General features: G+C 63.1%; 18 protein-coding genes. 1 reads left to right on the forward strand and 17 read right to left on the reverse strand.

All coding sequences use genetic code 11. The annotated features are described in order from the left end of the window. Positions 1–101: 101 nt before the first annotated feature. The 8 genes from abc-f to RIN49_RS16980 form a co-directional block, all read right to left on the reverse strand. Entirely contained in the window at positions 102–1,955 is a 1,854-nt protein-coding gene (gene abc-f / locus RIN49_RS16945) for a ribosomal protection-like ABC-F family protein (protein ID WP_309121339.1), read from the reverse strand. A 466-nt stretch (positions 1,956–2,421) separates the two neighbouring features. After that, positions 2,422–2,778: a YolD-like family protein gene (locus tag RIN49_RS16950; protein WP_309121340.1), complete on the reverse strand. Its 357-nt coding sequence runs from the start codon at positions 2,776–2,778 to the stop codon at positions 2,422–2,424. Positions 2,779–2,839: 61 nt separating this feature from the next. Continuing rightward, complete coding sequence (locus RIN49_RS16955) at positions 2,840–4,081, reverse strand: DNA polymerase IV (RefSeq protein ID WP_309121341.1); 1,242 nt, start codon at positions 4,079–4,081, stop codon at positions 2,840–2,842. Positions 4,082–4,182: 101 nt separating this feature from the next. Further along, positions 4,183–4,473, reverse strand: a complete 291-nt coding sequence (locus tag RIN49_RS16960) for a stage VI sporulation protein F (RefSeq protein WP_309121342.1) — start codon at positions 4,471–4,473, stop codon at positions 4,183–4,185. A gap of 380 nt (positions 4,474–4,853) precedes the next feature. Continuing rightward, positions 4,854–6,905, reverse strand: a complete 2,052-nt coding sequence (gene recG / locus RIN49_RS16965) for an ATP-dependent DNA helicase RecG (protein ID WP_309121343.1) — start codon at positions 6,903–6,905, stop codon at positions 4,854–4,856. Further along, positions 6,902–7,762, reverse strand: a complete 861-nt coding sequence (locus RIN49_RS16970) for a DegV family protein (protein WP_309121344.1) — start codon at positions 7,760–7,762, stop codon at positions 6,902–6,904. The genes recG and RIN49_RS16970 overlap by 4 nt, the downstream gene beginning before the upstream one ends. Positions 7,763–7,793: 31 nt before the next feature. After that, entirely contained in the window at positions 7,794–9,542 is a 1,749-nt protein-coding gene (locus RIN49_RS16975) for a DAK2 domain-containing protein (RefSeq protein ID WP_309121345.1), read from the reverse strand. Positions 9,543–9,559: 17 nt separating this feature from the next. Further along, complete coding sequence (locus tag RIN49_RS16980; protein WP_309121346.1) at positions 9,560–9,919, reverse strand: Asp23/Gls24 family envelope stress response protein; 360 nt, start codon at positions 9,917–9,919, stop codon at positions 9,560–9,562. Between the two features lie 163 nt (positions 9,920–10,082). On the opposite strand from RIN49_RS16980, the gene rpmB reads away from it, so the two are divergent. Continuing rightward, positions 10,083–10,271 (forward strand): 50S ribosomal protein L28, encoded by a 189-nt coding sequence (gene rpmB, locus RIN49_RS16985; protein WP_138196733.1) that lies wholly within the window; start codon positions 10,083–10,085, stop codon positions 10,269–10,271. Between the two features lie 151 nt (positions 10,272–10,422). Here the strand turns inward: rpmB and spoVM are convergent, their stop codons facing one another. The 9 genes from spoVM to def form a co-directional block, all read right to left on the reverse strand. After that, positions 10,423–10,503: a stage V sporulation protein SpoVM gene (spoVM, locus tag RIN49_RS16990; RefSeq protein WP_138196790.1), complete on the reverse strand. Its 81-nt coding sequence runs from the start codon at positions 10,501–10,503 to the stop codon at positions 10,423–10,425. Between the two features lie 130 nt (positions 10,504–10,633). Beyond that, positions 10,634–11,296, reverse strand: a complete 663-nt coding sequence (gene rpe, locus RIN49_RS16995) for a ribulose-phosphate 3-epimerase (RefSeq protein ID WP_309121347.1) — start codon at positions 11,294–11,296, stop codon at positions 10,634–10,636. Positions 11,297–11,298: 2 nt separating this feature from the next. Next, the gene (rsgA, locus tag RIN49_RS17000; RefSeq protein WP_309121348.1) at positions 11,299–12,207 is read right to left on the reverse strand and encodes a ribosome small subunit-dependent GTPase A; all 909 of its coding nucleotides are present in this window, start codon (positions 12,205–12,207) and stop codon (positions 11,299–11,301) included. Positions 12,208–12,240: 33 nt separating this feature from the next. Beyond that, a complete protein-coding gene (gene pknB, locus RIN49_RS17005; RefSeq protein ID WP_309121349.1) occupies positions 12,241–14,394 on the reverse strand; it encodes a Stk1 family PASTA domain-containing Ser/Thr kinase in 2,154 nt (717 codons plus the stop codon). A 27-nt stretch (positions 14,395–14,421) separates the two neighbouring features. Continuing rightward, the gene (locus tag RIN49_RS17010; RefSeq protein ID WP_309121350.1) at positions 14,422–15,159 is read right to left on the reverse strand and encodes a Stp1/IreP family PP2C-type Ser/Thr phosphatase; all 738 of its coding nucleotides are present in this window, start codon (positions 15,157–15,159) and stop codon (positions 14,422–14,424) included. Between the two features lie 5 nt (positions 15,160–15,164). Continuing rightward, entirely contained in the window at positions 15,165–16,235 is a 1,071-nt protein-coding gene (gene rlmN / locus RIN49_RS17015; protein ID WP_309121351.1) for a dual-specificity RNA methyltransferase RlmN, read from the reverse strand. Positions 16,236–16,352: 117 nt separating this feature from the next. After that, complete coding sequence (gene rsmB / locus RIN49_RS17020; protein ID WP_309121352.1) at positions 16,353–17,810, reverse strand: 16S rRNA (cytosine(967)-C(5))-methyltransferase RsmB; 1,458 nt, start codon at positions 17,808–17,810, stop codon at positions 16,353–16,355. Then, entirely contained in the window at positions 17,807–18,784 is a 978-nt protein-coding gene (fmt, locus tag RIN49_RS17025; protein ID WP_483874279.1) for a methionyl-tRNA formyltransferase, read from the reverse strand. Before fmt ends, rsmB begins: the two co-directional genes overlap by 4 nt. Beyond that, on the reverse strand, positions 18,784–19,278 hold the full coding sequence (gene def, locus RIN49_RS17030) for a peptide deformylase (RefSeq protein WP_309121354.1): 495 nt from the start codon (positions 19,276–19,278) through the stop codon (positions 18,784–18,786). Before def ends, fmt begins: the two co-directional genes overlap by 1 nt. Between the last annotated feature and the right edge of the window lie 88 nt (positions 19,279–19,366).

Here is a 19,366-nt window from a genome sequence, read left to right on the forward strand (position 1 = left end):
CGGCGTCCGAGCGGCTTCTTTTTCTTGCAGGATCGAGTGCGGGAACGCTTGCGAACGTTCTTTCTTGGCGCCCCATGGCCTATTCTATCGGCGGGGACGGCTCATTGCCGCCCTCCGCGCAGCGCCTCGATCTCTCGGGTCAGCGCAGGCAGTCGCTCGCGTTCCTCTTCCGATAACTCCGCCTTCGCCATGAGCGCCGCCCGCTCCAGCTCCGCGAGACGAATCGCCGCGTCTCGGTCTCTCGCCTCCGGCGACGGCGGCGGCGCCGGGTCGTCCGCTTCGTATTCCGCGAACGTCTTCTCGTGGACGCGCCACGCGCCCCCGCCGCCGGACAGCGTCACAACGCGCGAGGCGACCGCCCGCAGGAAATAACGATCGTGCGACACGGCGATCAGTGCGCCGGGGTATGCCGAGAGCGCTTCTTCCATCCGCTCCCGCGTCTCGATGTCGAGATAGTTCGTCGGCTCGTCGAGCAGCAGCAGGTTCGCGCCGCTGAAGTACAGTTGCAGGAAGGCGGCGCGGCACCGCTCCCCCATGCTCAAATCGCCGATGCGGCGGAAGACGTCCTCGCGTCTGAACAAGAAACAGCCGAGAATCGTCCGCGCGAACGACTCCGTCATGTCCGGCACGCGGAGCAGACTGTCGAGCAGCGTCTCTTCGTCCCGCAGGTGCCCGAGCTGCTGCGAGAAGTAGCCGATGCGCAGCTCCGGATGACGCCGAATCGTCCCGGCGATCGGCGCCAGCTCGCCCGTCAGCAGCCGCAGCAGCGTCGTCTTGCCGGCCCCGTTCGGCCCGACGACCGCCAGCTTGTCGCCGCGATGCACGGCGAGGCTGCCGCCCGCGAAGATCGGCGCTCCGGCGTTCTCGTATCGATACGCGACGCCCTCCGCCTGGATCAACGTCTTCGCCTCGAACGCGCCTTCCTTGAACGCGACCTTCAGCCGGTCCGCCTCGCGCGGCTTCTCGACCCGCCTTTGGTCGAGGCGCTCGAGCTCCTTCTCCTTAGCGTGGTACCGCGCCGTATGCTTGTTGGCTCTTGCGGCGTAGTACGGCTTCGCGATGCCGAGCTCGGCGTCCGCCGCGTCCCGGCTCGCCATCAAGTACCACTGCTGGTACATACGGATCGACGCTTCGATGCTCTCTCGCTCCTGCTCTTGTTTCCGGTACAGCGCCGCCTGCGTCTTTCGCTCCAGCTCCTTCTGCTCGCGGAAGGCGGCGTAGTTGCCCTTGTACGACTTCGCGCCGTCCGGCGTCAGCTCGACGATCCGATCCACGACCGCGTCGAGGAACGTCCGGTCATGCGAGACGACCAATACGGCGCCCGGATACTCGCGGATCCACGCTTGCAGCCAGCGAAGCGTCTCCTCGTCGAGATGATTCGTCGGCTCGTCGAGGAACAGCGCTTTCGGCCTTCGGACGACGAGGCGCGCGAGCCCGGCGCGGGTTTGCTGCCCGCCGCTTAAGGACCCGAACGGTCGCTCCCACGTCTCCGGCTGCAGCCCGACCTGGCGCAGCGCCCGCTCTACCTCGGCTTCCCACGCGTAGCCGCCGGCCGCCGCGTATGCGTCCAACGCCTCGCCGTACCGCTCCGCGGCGGCCGCCTGCTCCTCCGGCGTCGCGGCACCCCGCAGCTCCCGTTCGGCGGCCCGCTGCTCCGCCCCCGCGGCGGCGACGCGCGGATCCGCTTCGCGCACGTAGTCGATCGCGGCTTGCTCGCCGTCGACGCGGGGATGCTGATCGAGCGAGCCCCACGACTCCGCCGAGACGAACCGCTGGATCGTGCCGCCCGTCGGCTCCTCGTCGCCGCGCAGCAGCGCCAGCAACGTCGTCTTGCCCGCGCCGTTGCGGCCGAACAGCGCCAGCTTCTCGCCTTCGCGGACGTCCATCGTGACGCCCTTAAAGATCGTCTTACCGTTCCACTCTTTTTCGAGGTCTTTCGTTTTCACTATAAACATACAGGTCGTTCCCCTTTGCCGTTGTCGTACGCTCCCGCCGCCGGCTTCGCCTCGGCGTTGCGGCGTCGGTGCGTCGGTGCTCCGGATCCGGTCAAACGCGCCAAAAAACGCCCGGAAGCTGATCGCTCCGGGCGTTGGGGTGAACGAAACTATGGGTGCATGCAGGGACGCATGGACGGAATGCGCGCTGGAAGGTTCGCCAAATAAAATCGTCGCGAACCAACGAACGTCGCATCGCTTAAAGAGTCCGGTCCCGAAGGCACACCGATTCCGCTTCCCTCCGCCATAGGCAGAGCGCTTGCCGCATCTCTCGCGTCAAGTTGTCATAAGCGTATCGAATCAGTGTTATTGCTCCATCGGTCGGCGGAATCCTCCTTGCGCTTGCGCGTGCGTCTGCGTATCGGCGTTACCAATCTTGCCGAACAAATGCATCTTACAATAGATCCCGCCGGATTGCAAGAAGGGATTATCGATCCGGGCGGCGTAGCGTCACGTGCACGATGTCCCCGAACGGGATCCACAGCGTCTCCTCCGGCGTCGTCAGCTTCACATACCGTTCGATCGGGTCGATCTTCGCCACGACGCCGACCGCCGTCTCGTCGCCGTACGCGCCGAACGTCGTCACGGCCGTCGCGGCCCCGGTCTCCAGCGCCTCCGCGAGCGACGCGGACAGCTCCTCGACGCGCTGCTCGTCGAGCTCGGGCTTCGTCCGTTCGTTCAATCTCGTGCGATGGGTGCGAATGGCCGACTTGTGCTCCGGCAGCATCATGCGCGACGCCTCCCATATGCCGTTGCCGCGCAGTTTTTTTCCTCGTGTCGTCATGATGATAAGCGCGCCTCCTTCGGTCTTTCGGTCTTTCGGTCTTTCGTCGCCGTTGCCCTCGTTACTTGTAATGCCCGCCGATTTTCGCCGCGCGGCCGTACGCCTGCCCGGCGAGTCCCGCCGATACGGCGCGCACGAGCGACGATACGCCGAAACGCGCCTTGATCCCGTCGGTCGCCCGCTCGAGCGCGCGGTACGTCTCGCGTTCGTCGTCGATCTCGAGCTGGTACGTATCGTCGCGTACGAGGCCGCCGAGCGCAATGCTTACCTGACGGACCGGCCGGCCGTCCCAGTGGACGCGGAACAGCTCCTTCGCCGCGCGGTACACGTGATTCGTCACCTGCGTCGGCATGAGCAGCGTCGTCTGCCGGGAGAAGCCGAACTCGAAGCCGGCTCCGGTGCAGCCGACCGACAGGACGCGGCCCATCACCCCGCGGAACCGGCAGCGCCGACACACCTCCTCCGAGAGCTCCAAGAGCACCGTCTCGATGTCGCGCGCCTCCGCGTAATCGCGCGGCAGCGTCATGCCGTGCCCGATCGCCTGCTGCGCCCCTTCGTGCGTGCCCGGCGTCACGGGGGAATCGTCGATGCCGTGGGCAATGCGCCATAGCACCTCGCCGTTGATGCCCCACTTCCGCTTCAGCGTCTCGACGGGCGTGCGCGCGAGGTCTCCGATCGTGTAGATGCCCATTCGGTTCAGATGCCTCATCATGCGGCTGCCGACGCCGAACATGCCCTGCACCGGCACCTTCCACAGCTTCTCCTCGACCTCCGCCTTCCGCAGGATGTATACGCCCGCCGCGTTCTTCTTCGCGAACTGGTCGCATGACATCTTCGCCAGCACCTTGTTGTCGCTGATGCCGACGCGGGCGTAGACGCCCGTCTTCTCGAGAATTTCGCGCTGCATGCGCCTCGCCGTCTCTTCCGCGTCCCCGCCGTGGAGGTGAAGGCTGCCGGTCAACTCGCAGAACTGCTCGTCGATGGAGAAGGGCTCCACCGCGTCCGCGTACCGCTCCAGAATGCGCGTAATCTGCATCGAGACGTCGATGTACGTCTGCATGCGAGGACGGACGACGATCAGATCCGCGCACTTATTCAGCGCCTCGCCGAGCCGCTCCGCCGTCGTTACGCCGTACCGCTTCGCGATCGGACAGGCGGCCAGCACGATGCCCGAGCGGATCTTCGGGTCCCCGGCCACCACGACCGGCTTGCCCGCCGTCTCGGGCCGGCATGCCTTCTCGACGCTGGCGTAGAAGCTCTGCATGTCGGCCATCATGACGATGCGGCTTCCGCTATGATTCATCGGTCATCACCTTACCTGGGCAGAAAAATAAGAATATATGTTCGGGGGCGGTTACGACTTATTATACACCGAACATATATTCTTATCCAGAGGCGAAACGATCAGCGGAACAAATTCCACATTTTGATCAAATGCAGCGGGTTGTTCGGATCGAGCTTCTGATCGAGCACGAAGCGGATGACGTTCTCCCTCTGCGCGTCCGTCAGCTTCTCGTCGAGCGCCTTGCAGGCGAGGCTCAGGAGCCGCTTCACCGTCGAACGACTCTGCAGATCGGCCTTCGTCACGGTGCCGACCGCGGTCTTGAGCCGTTCCTTCGTCGCGGGATCTTTCAATTTCGTCTTCACGCGGTCCACCATCTGAACGCTGATGCCGTACTTTTCGTATGCGGGCAATCGAATCGCCTCCCGAGGTACAAACTACGCTACCTATTGTATGTGGGGAGGCGGCGGAACCTGCTTTTTTGTACGGGAAAAGGGCGCACCCCAACGCCCGGAGCCGCATACGCGGGGCGGCGACCGAATTAGCGAACGGGAAACCCTCCACCTTCTCAACCGGAAATTAAAGAAAGCGTTGGTTTTGGCGGAAGAAGACGGACAATTTCCCGCTTGACGAGAGTTTCGGACGTCTATTCCTGTTTTAAGCGGGAGTCTTTCCCTTTCAGCATGCCCGCGGCGGAATAGATGTCTCTCGCGAAATGTACTTTTTGCAGACCCAGGATGGGACTTGCGGACGCAAACAGGACGGCCCCAAGGGACCGCCCCGTTCCTGCCGCCTAATCGATCAAATCGCCGTCCAAAATTTGCTCCCGGGCGAGCAGCGCCCGCAAATCGGCGTACGCCGCGCCCGTCCAGAACGTATCGCCCCGCACGAGCTCCGCCGCGTCGTCGCGCGCCGCTTCCAGCGCCGCGAAGTCCGCCGACGGGTCGGCGAGCCGGAACTCCGGCGCGCCGCTCTGCTTCGTGCCGAAGAAATCGCCCGGCCCCCGCAGCTCGAGATCGCGGCGCGCGACCTCGAAGCCGTCGTTCGTCTCCGTCATGACGCGCATCCGTTCGCGGCCCTGCTCCGACTTCGGATCGGCTACGAGCACGCAGTACGACTGATGCGCCCCCCGCCCGACGCGGCCCCGCAGCTGGTGCAGCTGCGACAGACCGAACCGCTCCGCGTCGTACACGACCATAACCGTTGCGTTCGGCACGTCGACGCCGACCTCGATGACCGTCGTCGACACCAACACGCCGATGTCGCCCGCCGCGAACCGGCCCATGACGTCGTCCTTCTCGGACGCCGCCATCCGGCCGTGCAGCAGCCCGACGGCCGCCGGCGGAAACACCGCCTGCAGCTGCGCGTACATGTCGAGCGCGTTCTGGAAGTCGAGCTTGTCCGACTCCTCGATCAGCGGACAGACGATGTACGCCTGCCGGCCCGCGGCCATCTCCCGGCGAATGAGATCCAACACCTCGTCCATGCCGGAGTGCTTCACCCACGTCGTGCGGATCGGCAGCCGCCCCTTCGGCAGCTCCCGCAGCGTGGACACGTCCATGTCCCCGAACGCCGTGATCGCGAGCGTGCGCGGGATCGGCGTCGCCGTCATCGTCAGCACGTCCGGATGCAGCCCCTTGCGGCGCAAGATGCTGCGCTGCGCCACGCCGAACCGATGCTGCTCGTCCGTGACGACGAGCCCGAGACCTCTAAAATACACGTCCTCCTGAATGAGGGCATGCGTGCCGACGACGATGTCGACGAGTCCGCTCTGCAGGCTCGCGAGCACGTCGCGACGCTCCCGCTCGCGGAGCGAGCCGATCAACAGGCCGACCTCGATGCCGTGCGGCTCGAATAAGCGCCGCAGCGACTTCGCGTGCTGCTCGGCCAAGATTTCGGTCGGCACCATCAAGGCCCCCTGCAAGCCGCCGCGAACGCAAGCGTACAGCGCCACGGCGGCGACGATCGTCTTGCCCGCGCCGACGTCGCCCTGCAGCAAGCGATTCATGCTGTGCGGCGACTCGAGGTCCTTTAAAATTTCGGCGATGACCTTCTTCTGCGAATCGGTCAGCTCGAACGGCAGCGCCCGCACGAAGCGCCGCACCTCCTCGCGGTCGAACCGGTGCGCGACGCCTTCCTTGCGCCGGTTCGCCCAGGCGCGGTACGCCTGAATCTTGAGCTGGAACAAGAACAGCTCCTCGTAGACGAGGCGCCGCCGCGCGTCCGCGCCGGACACGGCGCCGCCCGGCAGATGGATGCCGCGGACCGCGTCGCGCCGCGGCAGCAGCCGGTATTTCCGGACGAGCTCCGGCGGCAGCAGCTCCGGCATCGCATCCCCGAACTGATCGAGGGCCGTCGCTATCGCCTTGCGCATCCAAGGCTGCGTAATTTCGCCGCCGACGGCGTATACCGGAATGACGGAGCCGGCCTTCTGCACCCGCGAATTCGGAAACTCCGTGCCGGAGACGGTCAGCTGCTTGCGGGCCTTGTCCCATTTGCCGGTCAGCACCGCTTCCCCGCCGTACGGGAGCCGATCCTTCAGGTAATGCTGATTGAACCATACGGCGGTGAACAGGATCGAGCCGGAGGCCGCCTTGCACACCATGCGCGTCTTCTTGCCGAATCGCTGCACGTTCGGCTCGCTCATGACGACGGCGGACACCGTCGCCTTCTCCCCGTCCGGCGTCTCCTCCAGCGGGCGGATGCGGAAGTCTTCGTACCGGATCGGGAACGAATCGAGCAGCGCGCCGACGGAAAAAATCCCGAAGGAAGCAAGCTCGCGCGCCTTGGCTTCGCCAACGCCGCGCACTTGTTCCACCGGGATCGCGTACAAATCTTGCGTCATGCTTCCGCAGGCGTGACGAACAGTCCGAGCGTGCCCGGGCCGACATGCGTGCCGATGACGGGGCCGAGCTCGAAATACGACACGTCTTTCACGTCGAACCGTTCCTTCAGAACGCCCTCGAATTCCTCCGCCCCGGCGCGCGCGTTCGCATGCACGAACATCACGTCGATCGACTTGCCGTCGAACTTCTCTTGCAGCAGCTCGACGATCCGCCCCATCGCCTTCCGGCTGCCCCGCACCTTGTCGACCGGGTAGATGACGCCTTCCTCCGGATCGATCGACAAGATCGGCTTAATGTTGAGCAGCGAGCCGAATACGGCGGACGCCTTCCCGATTCGGCCGTTCCGGTGCAGGTACTCCAGCGTGTCCACGAGGAAGTACAACTGCGTCTGCTCCTTCAAGCTCCGGATCCGAGCGAGGATAGCTTCGACGTCCGCGCCGTTCGCGGCCGCCTCCGCCGCCGCGATCGCGAGCATGCCGAAGCCGAGCGACGCGCTCTTCGAATCGACGATATGGATGTTCGGATCCCCGCCGAGCAGCGACTTCGCGAGCACGGCGGATTGGTACGTCCCGCTGAAGGCCGAAGACAAGTGGATGGAGATGATGGCGGTACCCGGCTCCTCCAGCAGTTTCTTATAGACGTCCACGAAGTCGACCGGAGACGGCTGAGACGTCGTCGGCATCTCTTTCGTACCGGCCAGCTTCACGAAGAAGTCGCTCGACGCGAGGGTCACCGAATCCAGGAACGTCTCGTTGCCGAAGTGCACCTTCAGCGGCACCATCTCGATGCCGAGCCGTTCTCGGACGTCTTTCGGCAAATCGGACGTGCTGTCGACGACGATGCGCACTTTGCCCATACAGATCACCTCGTTTATAAATTGGATACCGTTATTCCGCGGAGAAGAGGTATGCGTACACGGGCTGTCCGCCCGGGAGCAGTTCCACTTCTACGTCGGGATATTGTTCTTCGAAAAAGCCGCGCAGACGGTCCGTCACCGCGTCGTCCGCCGATTCGCCGACGTAGACGGAGACGATCTCCTCCCCGTCGCTCAGCATGGAGCGCAGCAGCTCGGTGCACGTCTCGTACGGGTCGTCGTTCGACACGACGATCTTGCCGTCCAAGATGCCGATATGGTCGCCTTCCTTGATGTCGACGCCGTCGATGGACGTATCGCGCACGGCGAACGTCACCTGGCCGGACTTCACGCGCTTCGCGGCGGAGGACATCGCCTCGCCGTTCCGTTCGAAGTCTCCGCCCTCTTGGTACGCGAGCACCGCGGCGATGCCTTGCTGGATCGTCTTCGTCGGCACGACGATCACTTGCTTCTCCGCGATCTCCTTCGCCTGGTTCGCCGCCATCACGATATTGGAATTGTTCGGCAGCACGAACACGCGGTCCGACGGTACGCTGTCGATCGCCTTCAGGATGTCTTCCGTGCTCGGGTTCATCGTCTGCCCGCCGGACAATACGAAGTCGACGCCCAGACTCGCGAAGACGTCGCTAAGTCCTTCGCCCGCCGCGACGGCGATCATGGCGAACGGCTTGCGCGGCGGCTCGACCGCGGCCATCGCCGGATCGACGTCCGTAATAACGTCGGTTTCGTAATCCTGCGACAAGATATGGCTGTGCTGCTCGCGCATGTTCTCGATCTTAATGCGCGTCAGATCGCCGAATTGCTGAGCATAGGTCATGACCTCGCCCGGATGCTCCGCATGTATATGAATCTTTACGAGGTCGTCGTCCGCGACGACGAGCAGCGAATCGCCCATGCCTTCGAGCTTCTCGCGGAAGCCGGGCTCTTCGAAGACGACGCCCGGCATTTTCCCGCCCGGCGTCAGCCGAACGATAAATTCCGTACAGTAGCCGTGTTCGATCGATTCCGTCTCGATGTGCGCCTGTACCGGGGCATGCTTCTCCGCGGCGCGCCGCGCCTGCTCAATCGACTCCGGCGGAATGACGGAGTAATCGGTCTTCGGCCCTGCGGCCGCGACCGGCTCTACGATCGTGGCCGCCGGAACTTCGCCCGACAGGACGGCATAGAAGCCTTCGTACACGAATACGAGACCTTGGCCGCCGGAATCGACGACCCCGACCTGCTTCAGTACCGGGAGCAAGTCCGGCGTGCGGGCGAGGGCATGCTTCGCCGCATCCAACGTGTCCCGCATGACGGCGACGACGTCTCCGCCGCGGCGCGCGCTCTGGATCGCCGCCTTCGCTGCTTCCTTCGACACGGTCAGAATCGTACCTTCGACAGGCCGTACGACGGCGGCGTACGCCGTCTCCACGCCTTGCTGCAGCGCCAGCGCGAATTGCGCGGCATCCGCCTTCTCGAACGAGGCGACGCTCTTCGAGAAGCCGCGGAACAGCTGCGACAGGATGACGCCCGAGTTGCCGCGCGCGCCCATCAACAGCCCCTTGGCCATGACTTCGGCCGATCGGCCGAGGTGAGGAGAAGTCCTCTTCTTGAGTTCGTCCACTCCGGAGGTGAGAGTTAGATTCATGTTGGTGCCTGTGTCCCCGTCGGGAACGGGGAAGACGTTCAGGGCGTTCACTCGCTGCACGTTCGCGTGTAATCGTTCGGCTGCGGCCAACGCCATGGACGTAAACTCCGCTCCGTCAATAAAGCGCTTACTCAATTCGACATTCTCCTTCCTTATGATGAAACGCGAACTCCTTGAACGAAAATGTTGACGAAGTCGACATGCAGGCCGACGATATCGTTCAACACGTATTTCACTTTCGATTGAATGTTATGCGCCACTTCGGAAATCTTCGTACCGTAACTGACGATAATATACAAGTCGATATGCACGGCATCCGCTTCGCGGCGCACATCGACGCCTCGTCCGAGATTGTCGCGGCGAAGCAGCTCGGCGATGCCGTCTTTCAGCTTGTTCTTGGAGGCCATTCCTACAAGTCCATAACATTCCAGAGCCGCGGAGCCGGCGATCGTCGCGATGACTTCGTCGGTGACGTACACTTTCCCTCTTTCCGTGTCCAATTGAATGGGCATCTATAACCTCTCCTTCATGGTATGTAATATTATGGACTAAACCTCATTGTACTATATTAGACCAAAGAAATAAATGCAATCCCCCAACAACTTCGCGTTGACTGGCGCCCAAGTCATATGCTATATTAATAACTATGTTTGCCACGGAAGGGTGGTGTCTGCAATGTCCAGAGTATGCTATATTACCGGTAAGAAACCGGGGTCCGGCAACCACGTATCGCACGCGAACAACCGCAACCGCCGTTCGTGGGGCGTGAACGTCCAGAAGGTACGGATTCTTGTGAACGGGAAGCCGAAGCGCGTGTACGTGAGCACTCGTGCGCTGAAATCGGGGTTAATCACCCGCGTATAATTTCAAACACGCCGCTGACAAGAGGAGGATGCATATGCATCCTCCTCTTCTTGTCGTATGTAACGCTGCTTGTTTGTTTTCGAAAAGGACAAAAAGCACCGTTCAGGTGCTTTCATCGATGATCCCCAAATGGCGCCCACGGAAACCCTTGTCAATTCTTGTTAAAAGCGTTTAACAAAGTTTTCACGAATCCGCCTAAGAATTTAGGTAGTTTGATTGTATAAAACTTCATCTCTACCCCTCCTCGCAAAGTTTCCGCCGCTCACGATCCCGTACGTTCCCCACTACAAGCCTTATAGCCCTATTGTATTCAGGGATTCCGGAAATGTGCCTACTTTCGCTTCCGAGGGACAAAAATTTGTTCAGCGGGCCGCGTCGGCGCGCAGCTCGGCCATCGCTTTCGCGCGATCGCGCACGCCGAAGACGGAGCTTCCCGCGACGAGCACCGAAGCGCCCGCCTCCGTGACGAGACGCGCCGTGCCTTGCGCGATGCCGCCGTCCACTTGAATCGCCACGCGGCCGTCCAAGCCGTCCTCGCGGATCCATTCCCGCAGCGACGCGATCTTCTTCAACGTCGAAGGGATGAACGCCTGACCGCCGAAGCCGGGATTCACCGTCATGACGAGCACGAGATCGATGTCCGCCAAGATCGGCCGCACCCATTCCGCGGGCGTCGCCGGATTCAATGCGACGCCGGCCTTCACGCCGCGCGCCTTAATCGTTTGGATCGTCCGATGCAGATGCGTGCATGCCTCGACATGCACGGTCACGCCGTCCGCTCCCGCGTCTACGAAGGCGTCGACATACGCTTCGGGCTTTTCGATCATCAGATGCACGTCCATGAACAGCGACGTGCGCGGCCGCAGCGCTTCGACCACGAGCGGACCGAACGTGATGTTCGGCACGAATTTGCCGTCCATCACGTCCAGATGCAGCCAATCCGCGCCGCCTTGCTCGATATCCCGCACCTCCTCCGCGAGCGTCGCGAAGTTGGCGGCGAGCAGCGATGGAGCGATGATCGCCATATTCAATACCTCCGTTTTCTATCCCGGATTTCGACCGCGAACGCAGCGTAATGCTCGTACCGCTGCTTGTCCGCTTCTCCGGACGCTACCGCTTCCAGGACGCGGCAGCCCGGTTCTTTCAGGTGGAGGCAGCCGCGGAACTTGCAGCCGTTCGACAGCTCCGCGAACTCCGGGAACGCCTCCGTCAACGCCTCGGGCTCCATCTCGGGAAACTCGAGCGACGAAAACCCGGGCGTATCCGCGAGCATGCCGCGCTCCCCGACGCGGAACAGCTCCACATGGCGGGTCGTATGCTTTCCCCGTCCCAGCTTCTCGCTGATCTCGTTCGTCGCGAGCAGCAGCCCCGGCGCGAGCCGATTGAGCAGCGAAGACTTGCCGACGCCGGATTGGCCGGCGATGACCGTGATGCGGCCTTCCAGCTCGCCGAGCAAGCCCGCGATCCCCTCGCCCCCGCGCGAGCTCGTCAAATAGACGGGATACCCGATGCGTTCGTACGTCGCGCGCAGCTCCGCGATCTCCGCCTGGAGATCGGCCGCCTCCGGCTTCTCCAATAAATCCGCCTTCGTGAAGCAGAGAATCGAACGCAAGCCGGCCAGCTCGGACAACGCTAAAAACTTGTCGAGCAGCGACCGATTGATGTCCGGCCGCGTCACCGCGAAGACGATCAGCGCCGTGTCCACGTTGGCGATCGGCGGGCGCACGAGCTCCGTCGACCGAGGCTTCAATTCGACGACCGTGCCCTCTCCGGAACCGTCGACCTTCGCCTCGAATCGGACGCGGTCGCCGACGAGCGGCGACACCCCCTGCTTCTTAAACAACCCCCGCGCCCGGCAGGCGACGACGTCGCCGCCGTCGTCCGGCTGCACGTAATAAAAACCGCTGAGCGCCTTCACAATCAAGCCATCCTGCATGCGTTCCGCTTGCCTCCCGCTAGAAACTTAAGTTTATAGACCTTCGACGGTCTGTTCCGTCTCGTCCGACGAGCTCTGACCTTCCTCGTTACCCGGTTCGCCGTCGACCGGCTCCGCGGGCTCCTCCCCGAACGGCTCCTCCGGCTCTTCCTGACGCGGCGCGTTCGCCGAACCGCCGCTTTCTTCCGCTTGCCTGTGCGTCCAAGTATATTGGTCGAGCTTCGCATCGTCCTGGAACACTTCGATCGACGCGTTCTTGCTCGGCGACGTGACGACCTCGAAGGTGAACGACTGTTCGGACGACACCTTCTGATTCACCGCCTCGACGCGTTCGCCCATCGCATCGGTGACGAGAATGCGAATAGCGCTCTCGGCGCCTTGCTCCTTCGGTCCGATGACGACGGTATACGTCGTCGCGCGAGCTTCCTTCGGCAGGCCTTCGCTGATATAAATCATGATGCCTTCGCCCGGCGGCTTCACCGGGTCGCCCGGTTGATACGGGAATTGCTTGAACACGCGGCCCTTCTCGAAATAGGCGGGCTCGCGGACGATGTTTTTCTCCAACAGTTCGAGACCTGCGCGTTCCAGCATCGCCTGCGCCTCTTGCGCGGTCAATCCGAGCAGCTCCGGCATGTCGATCTCTTCGCGCCCCCGGCTGACGACGACGCGCACCGACGTATCGAGCGGATCGATCGGCTGCAGCGCCGGCGGGAATTGCTCGAAGACGTCGCCCGGGTCTTCCTTGTCGCTGAATTCAGTGTCGTATTCGACTCTCTCGCCGGGAATGCCGAGCTCGTCGAGGGCGGCTTTCGCCTCCGCCTCCGTCAGACCGACGAGCGCCGGCATCTCGACCATCTCGATCCCTTTGCTGACATAGAGCCGGATCGGAGTACTGGCTCTCGCTTCCTCATCTTTCTTCGTCTGCGATATGACGTAATCGAGCGGCACTTCGCGATTGAACTCGTAGACGATCGGATCCTCTACGACGAGTCCGGCCGCTTCGATTTCGGTCTTCGCCCGCTCGAGCGGCAGCCCTTCGACGGTCGGCACCTTGACGGTCGGAATGACGAAGATGTCCTGGATTTTGTTCACGCCCCACCAGGCGCCGCCGAGCAGCAAGAGCAGCACGCCGAACCAGATCAGGGGCTTCACCCACGGATTGCCTCTGCGCTCCTCTTCCTCTTCGTCCACATAGCTGCCTTCCCGCCAGACAGGCGCTCCGGCGCCGCCGGGGGTCGCGCCGGCGCCTTCGTTCGCGGCCGGCCGCCCCGCGGCGTTCATGGCGCCGCGAATGGCCGGAATGACCCGAGTCGCCTCCGCGTCGTCTTCCGCGTCGCTGGCGTATGTCCATTTCGGCTCGTCCTTACGTTCGGGAGCGAGGCACGTTTCCAAGTCCCGCAGCATCTCCCCGGCCGAGACGTATCGCTCTTCCGGCCGTTTGCGAAGCGACTTGAGGATCACGTTTTCCACGCTTTGGGGAATCATCGGATTGACGACCCGCGGTTCCTCGACGGGCTCCTGCAGATGCTTCAACGCGACGCTGATCGGACTTTCCCCGATGAACGGAAGTCTCGCCGTCAGCATCTGGTACAAGACGATGCCGAGAGAATACAAGTCCGACTTTTCTCCCGCGGTCACGCCCTTGGCGTGCTCCGGCGAGAAATAGTGAACCGAGCCGATGACGGAGCCCGTCTGCGTAATCGTAGACGTCGTAATCGCCCGCGCGATGCCGAAGTCGGTCACCTTCACGCGGCCGTTCTTGCCGATCAATATGTTATGAGGTTTAATGTCCCGATGAATAATGCCGTTCGCATGCGCATGCTCGAGAGCGTCGCAAATTTGCGTCGCGATATGTACGGCTTCCGCGGTTTGCAGCGGAGCCTGCGCCTTGATGATATCGTTCAAGTTGGAGCCTTCGATATACTCCATAACGATGAAATGCGTCTCTTCGTCTTGCCCGACGTCATAGATGCTTACGACGTTCGGATGGGATAACGACGCGGCGGATTGCGCCTCCCTCCGGAAGCGACGGATGAACTCCTCGTCGTGTACGTATTGCTGACGGAGCACCTTGACCGCCACGTGCCGGTTCAGCAGCGTGTCCCTCGCTTTGTACACTAAGGCCATGCCTCCGCCGCCGACGCGTTCGATCAACTCGTAGCGCCCCGATAAAGTCGTTCCGTTCATCCGCTTCTCTCCCCTTTCGTCTCGGCGTTATGAACCATTTTCGATCAGCACCACCGAAATATTGTCGTCTCCGCCCGCGTTCAGCGCATACTCGACGAGGCGGTCCGCCTTCTCGCTTAGCGTTCCTTCTCCGCGCACCGTGCGCGTCATCTCCGATTCCGGCACCATATTCGAAAGCCCGTCGCTGCACAGCAGCAACATATCCCCCGCCGACCACGGCAAAAAGACAAGGTCGACGTCCACGTCCGCCTCCGTGCCGAGCGCTCTCGTAATCACGTTGCGGCGCGGATGAACCGCGGCCTCGTCCGGCGTCAGCTGTCCGGTCTTGACGAGCTCGTTGACGAGCGTATGGTCTTCGGTGATTTGCGAAATCGTCTCATGATTTATGTAGTAAGCCCTGGAATCCCCGATATGACCGATCAATACGCGGGAGGCGTCGGCGAGCGCCGCCGTGACCGTCGTGCCCATCCCCCGATAATGCTCTTTCCCCGAAGCGACCTCGAATACTTTGGCGTTCGCCTCGCGAATCGCGCCGACGAGACGCGCCTTCCGTTCGTCGTCGTCGAGATCGCCAGAGACGCGATCGAGCGCGCCTACCAATAACTCGATCGTAATTTGGCTGGCCGTGTCTCCGGCTTGATGGCCGCCCATGCCGTCGGCGACGATGGCGAGCGTGCAGCCCGCCACCCCGTCCTTCACGACGATCCGATCTTCGTTGACCGACCGCACGCGGCCGACATCGGTTTTATACGCTGTTTTCAACATCAGATTCACCTCGCGGTCGACTCCATATGCTTCGCCCGCAGCTGGCCGCAGGCGGCGGCGATGTCATGCCCCTGCTCCCTGCGGATCGTCGTGTTCACCTGTTTCGACTCCAGAATGCGTTTGAATTCGAAAATGTGCTCCTTCGGCGTGCGAACGTAATCGCGCTCCGGCACGTAGTTGACCGGAATGAGGTTGACGTGGCACAGCATTCCCTTCAGCACGGCGCCCAATTCCTCGGCGTGCTCCGGCTGATCGTTGACCCCGTTGATGAGCGCATATTCGAACGTAATGCGGCGGCCCGTCTTCTCGATGTAATACCGGCAGGCATCCATGACGTCCGCGAACGGGAACCGCCGGTTGACCGGCATCAGCTTCGAGCGCAGCGCATCGTTCGGCGCGTGAATCGAAATCGCGAGATTGATCTGCGTATTCCAATCGGCGAACTCGCGAATTTGCGGCACGATGCCGCTCGTCGATACGGTGACGTGGCGTTGGCCGATCTTCATGCCTTTGTCGTGCACCATGAGCGTGAGGAACGTCTTCGTAGCTTCGTAGTTTTCGAACGGTTCGCCCGAACCCATGACGACGATGCTGCTGATCCGCTCGTTCGTCGCGTCGAGCAGTCTCTGGGCGTACACGACCTGCGCCACGATCTCGCCCGCGTACAGGTTGCGCTTCAGCCCGCCGAGCGTCGACGCGCAGAACGTGCAGCCGATCCGACAGCCGACCTGCGTCGTCACGCAGATGCTGATGCCGTAGTTATGCCGCATGACGACCGTCTCGATCGCATGATTGTCGTAGAGGCCGAACAAAAACTTAATCGTGCCGTCCTTCGACTCCATCTTCGTGATTTCGTTCAGCGTCACGAATTGGTAACTCGCCTTCAGCTTCTCCCGAAGCTCCTTCGATAGATTCGTCATGTCGTCGAAGTCGACGACCCGCTTGCCGTAGAGCCAGTCGAAAATTTGTCCCGCGCGGAACGCCGGCTCGTCCTGCGATTTCAACCAGTCCTGCAACGCTTCCAGCGTCAGGTCGTAGATGAAAGGTTTCTCCGGCAGCTGTATCTCTTTTTTCATAGGTATCCCTGCTTTCTGCCGTCTCGGGCCGACGGGCGCCCGCCTTGTCCGCGGCGCCCCCCGCCGAAACTCTTCTCTCTATTGTAAACGTTCGTCCGCCTTTTTAACACATCACTTCTAGGACGAGCGAGAGGATGATCGGATCAGCCTAGCCATAAAGAACCCGTCGGAGCCGAAATCGGCGGGGGTCACCAGCAACCGCCCGGGACCCGCGGCGCATCTCGCGGCCGTCTCGCCGGATATCCCCGGCGGAAGCGTCGCCTCCGGCGCGTAGTCCGGATTCGCCGAGAGGAACGCGTCGATCTGCGCTTCGTTCTCGCTCGGCTCCAGCGTGCACGTGCTGTAGACGAGAATGCCGCCCGGCTTCAGCAGCTTCGAGACGGACGCGAGAATCGCGCGCTGCGTCTCGGCGATGCTCGCGACGTCCTCCGGCGTTTTCGTCCACTTGATGTCCGGCTTGCGCCGGATGACGCCGAAGCCGGAGCAAGGCGCGTCGAGCAAAATCCGATCGAATGAGCCTTCCTCGAACACCTCGTGCAGCTTCGACGCGTCCGCGACGACCGTCCGGACGCTCGAGAGCCCCAGACGGCTGGCCGCGCCGTCGATAAGCTCCTTCTTGTGCGGATGAATGTCGCAGGCGACGATCTCTCCCTTGTCCCCCATCCGCTCCGCGAGCTGCGTCGTCTTCCCGCCCGGCGCGGCGCAGCAATCGAGCACGCGCATGCCCGGCGCCGGATCGAGCAGCGCGGCGACGAGCATCGAGCTCTCGTCCTGCACGGTGCACAGCCCGCCTTTGAACGCTTCGGTAAACGCTAGGTTGCCGCCGTTCGGCGCGACGATGCCGTCCTCGCTTACTTCGGACGCAACCGCTTCGACGCCTTCCGCCGCCAGCTTCGCGATCAAGCCGGCGCGGTCGATCCGAAGCGGGTTCACCCGCGCGCTCGCCTTCGGCGGCTCGTTGTTCGCCGCGGCGATGCGTTCGGCGGTTTCCTCGCCGAACGCGCGCACCCATTCGCGAACGAGCCATTCCGGGTGCGAGTGCTCGAACGCGATGCGCTGGACCGCGGTCGCGTCGATCGGCGGGGTCGGCCGCCCGGGGTTCGCCGCGAGCTTGCGCAGCACGGCGTTCACCAGGCCGGATACGCCTTGATGGCCGCGGCGCTTCGCGATGGCGACCGCCTCGCTCACGGCGGCATGCGGCGGCACGCGGTCGAGGAAGAGCAATTGATACGCGCTGAGCCGCAGCAGGCTGCGAACCCAAGGCTGGAGCTTCTTCGCGCCTTTGGCGAGATGAGTATCCAGCACCGTATCGATCGTGTTCCGGCGCTGGATCGTGCCGTACACGAGCTCGGTCGCGAGCCCCGCTTCCCGAGGCTCGAGCTTCGAACGCTTGAGGGCCGCATTGAGCGCTAAGTTGCTATACGCGCCTTCCTGTTCGACGGCGGTCAACGCTTCGAGCGCCAGCTCGCGGGCGCCGAGCGGCTTCCGGCCGGACGACGGCTTGGAGCCGGGCCTCGATCCGGCCTTCGCCCCGGAGCGGGCGCCGGCGGTCGGTCCCGTCTTCGGCCCGGTCATCGAACCGCCTCCCCTAACGGCGCTTCGGGCGGATCGCCTAGCGTATCGCCCTTCTTCATCTGGCCGTTCCGCGCGAACTCGGAAACCGGCAGCGCCTTCTTGCCCGCCGGCTGCACCTCGGTGGCGACGAACACGCCGTCGCCGGTCGCGATCGCGAGGCCGTCCGCGCCGACGCCGATCACCGTGCCGGGCGCCGCGCCGGCGGCCCGCCCCGGCTCCGGACGCGCCGCCTTCCAAATCTTAAAGACGTCGCCGTTCCAGAACGTGAAGGCGCCCGGACGCGGCGACAGACCGCGAAGCTGATCGTAGATCGCCGAGGCGGGGCGCGTCCAGTCGATGCGTTCGTCCTCGCGCGACAAATTCGGCGAATACGTCGCTTCCTCCTCGTTCTGCGGCGTGCGGGGAGCGGTCCCGTTCAACGCCGCCGGCACCGTCTCGAGCAGCAGCTTCGCGCCGACGACGCTCAGGCGTTCGAAGACGAGGCCCGCGTCGTCGTCCGGACCGATCGACAGCTCGGCCTTCGAGATCATGTCGCCGGTATCCAAGCCCTCGGCCATATACATGATCGTTACGCCGGTGACGGTTTCGCCGTTCATGATCGCCCGCTGGATCGGCGCGCCGCCCCGGTATTTCGGCAGCAGCGAGCCGTGCACGTTGATGCAGCCGAAGCGCGGCATCGACAGCACCGATTTCGGTAAAATTTGCCCGTACGCGGCCGTCACGATCAGGTCCGGCTCGTATGCCGCGAGCTCCGCGACGGCTTCCGGCGCCCGCAGCTTCGCCGGCTGGAGCACGGGCAAGCCGAGGCGAAGCGCTTCTTCCTTCACGGGCGTCGGCGTCATCGTCTTCTTGCGCCCGACCGGCCGGTCGGGCTGCGTGACGACCGCCTTGACGTTATACCCGGCATCGATTAACGCACGAAGGGACGGCACGGCAAAGTCCGGCGTCCCCATGAATACGATATTCGCTTTCATCATACGACGTCGTCATCCTCTTCGTCTTCGTCCGGCTTCGGCTCGTAGACGCGCTCGGCGATGTCGATGTACAAGACGCCGTTCAGGTGGTCGATCTCGTGTTGGAACGCGCGAGAGAGGAAGCCGTCCGCTTCGATCACGATCTCGTTGCCGTTGCGGTCGAGTCCCTTGACCTTCAGGCGGTCCTTGCGCCGAACGTCGCCCTGCAAGCCGGGAATGCTGAGACAGCCTTCCGGTCCGAGCTGCTCGCCGCCCGCCTCGACGATCTCCGGATTGACCATCTCGATCAACCCGTGATCGTCGCCGACGTCGATGACGATGACGCGCTTGGAGATGCCGATCTGCGGCGCCGCGAGACCGACGCCGGGCGCGTCGTACATCGTCTCGGCCATGTCGGTCAACAGCTTCTGGATATTCGGCGTTACCTTCGGCACCGGCTTCGCGACTTCGCGAAGGACCGGGTCCGGATGCTTGACGATGATGCGAATCGCCATATAGGTTCGTACCCCTTTCGATGAAACCCCGTCTGATGTGTAATGACCGATGAACCGGCCCGGCTTGCGCCGCGTCCATCCGGTTCGA

The sequence above is a fragment of the Paenibacillus sp. genome (assembly GCF_031177825.1).
Taxonomy (GTDB): Bacteria; Bacillota; Bacilli; order Paenibacillales; family YIM-B00363; genus Paenibacillus_AE.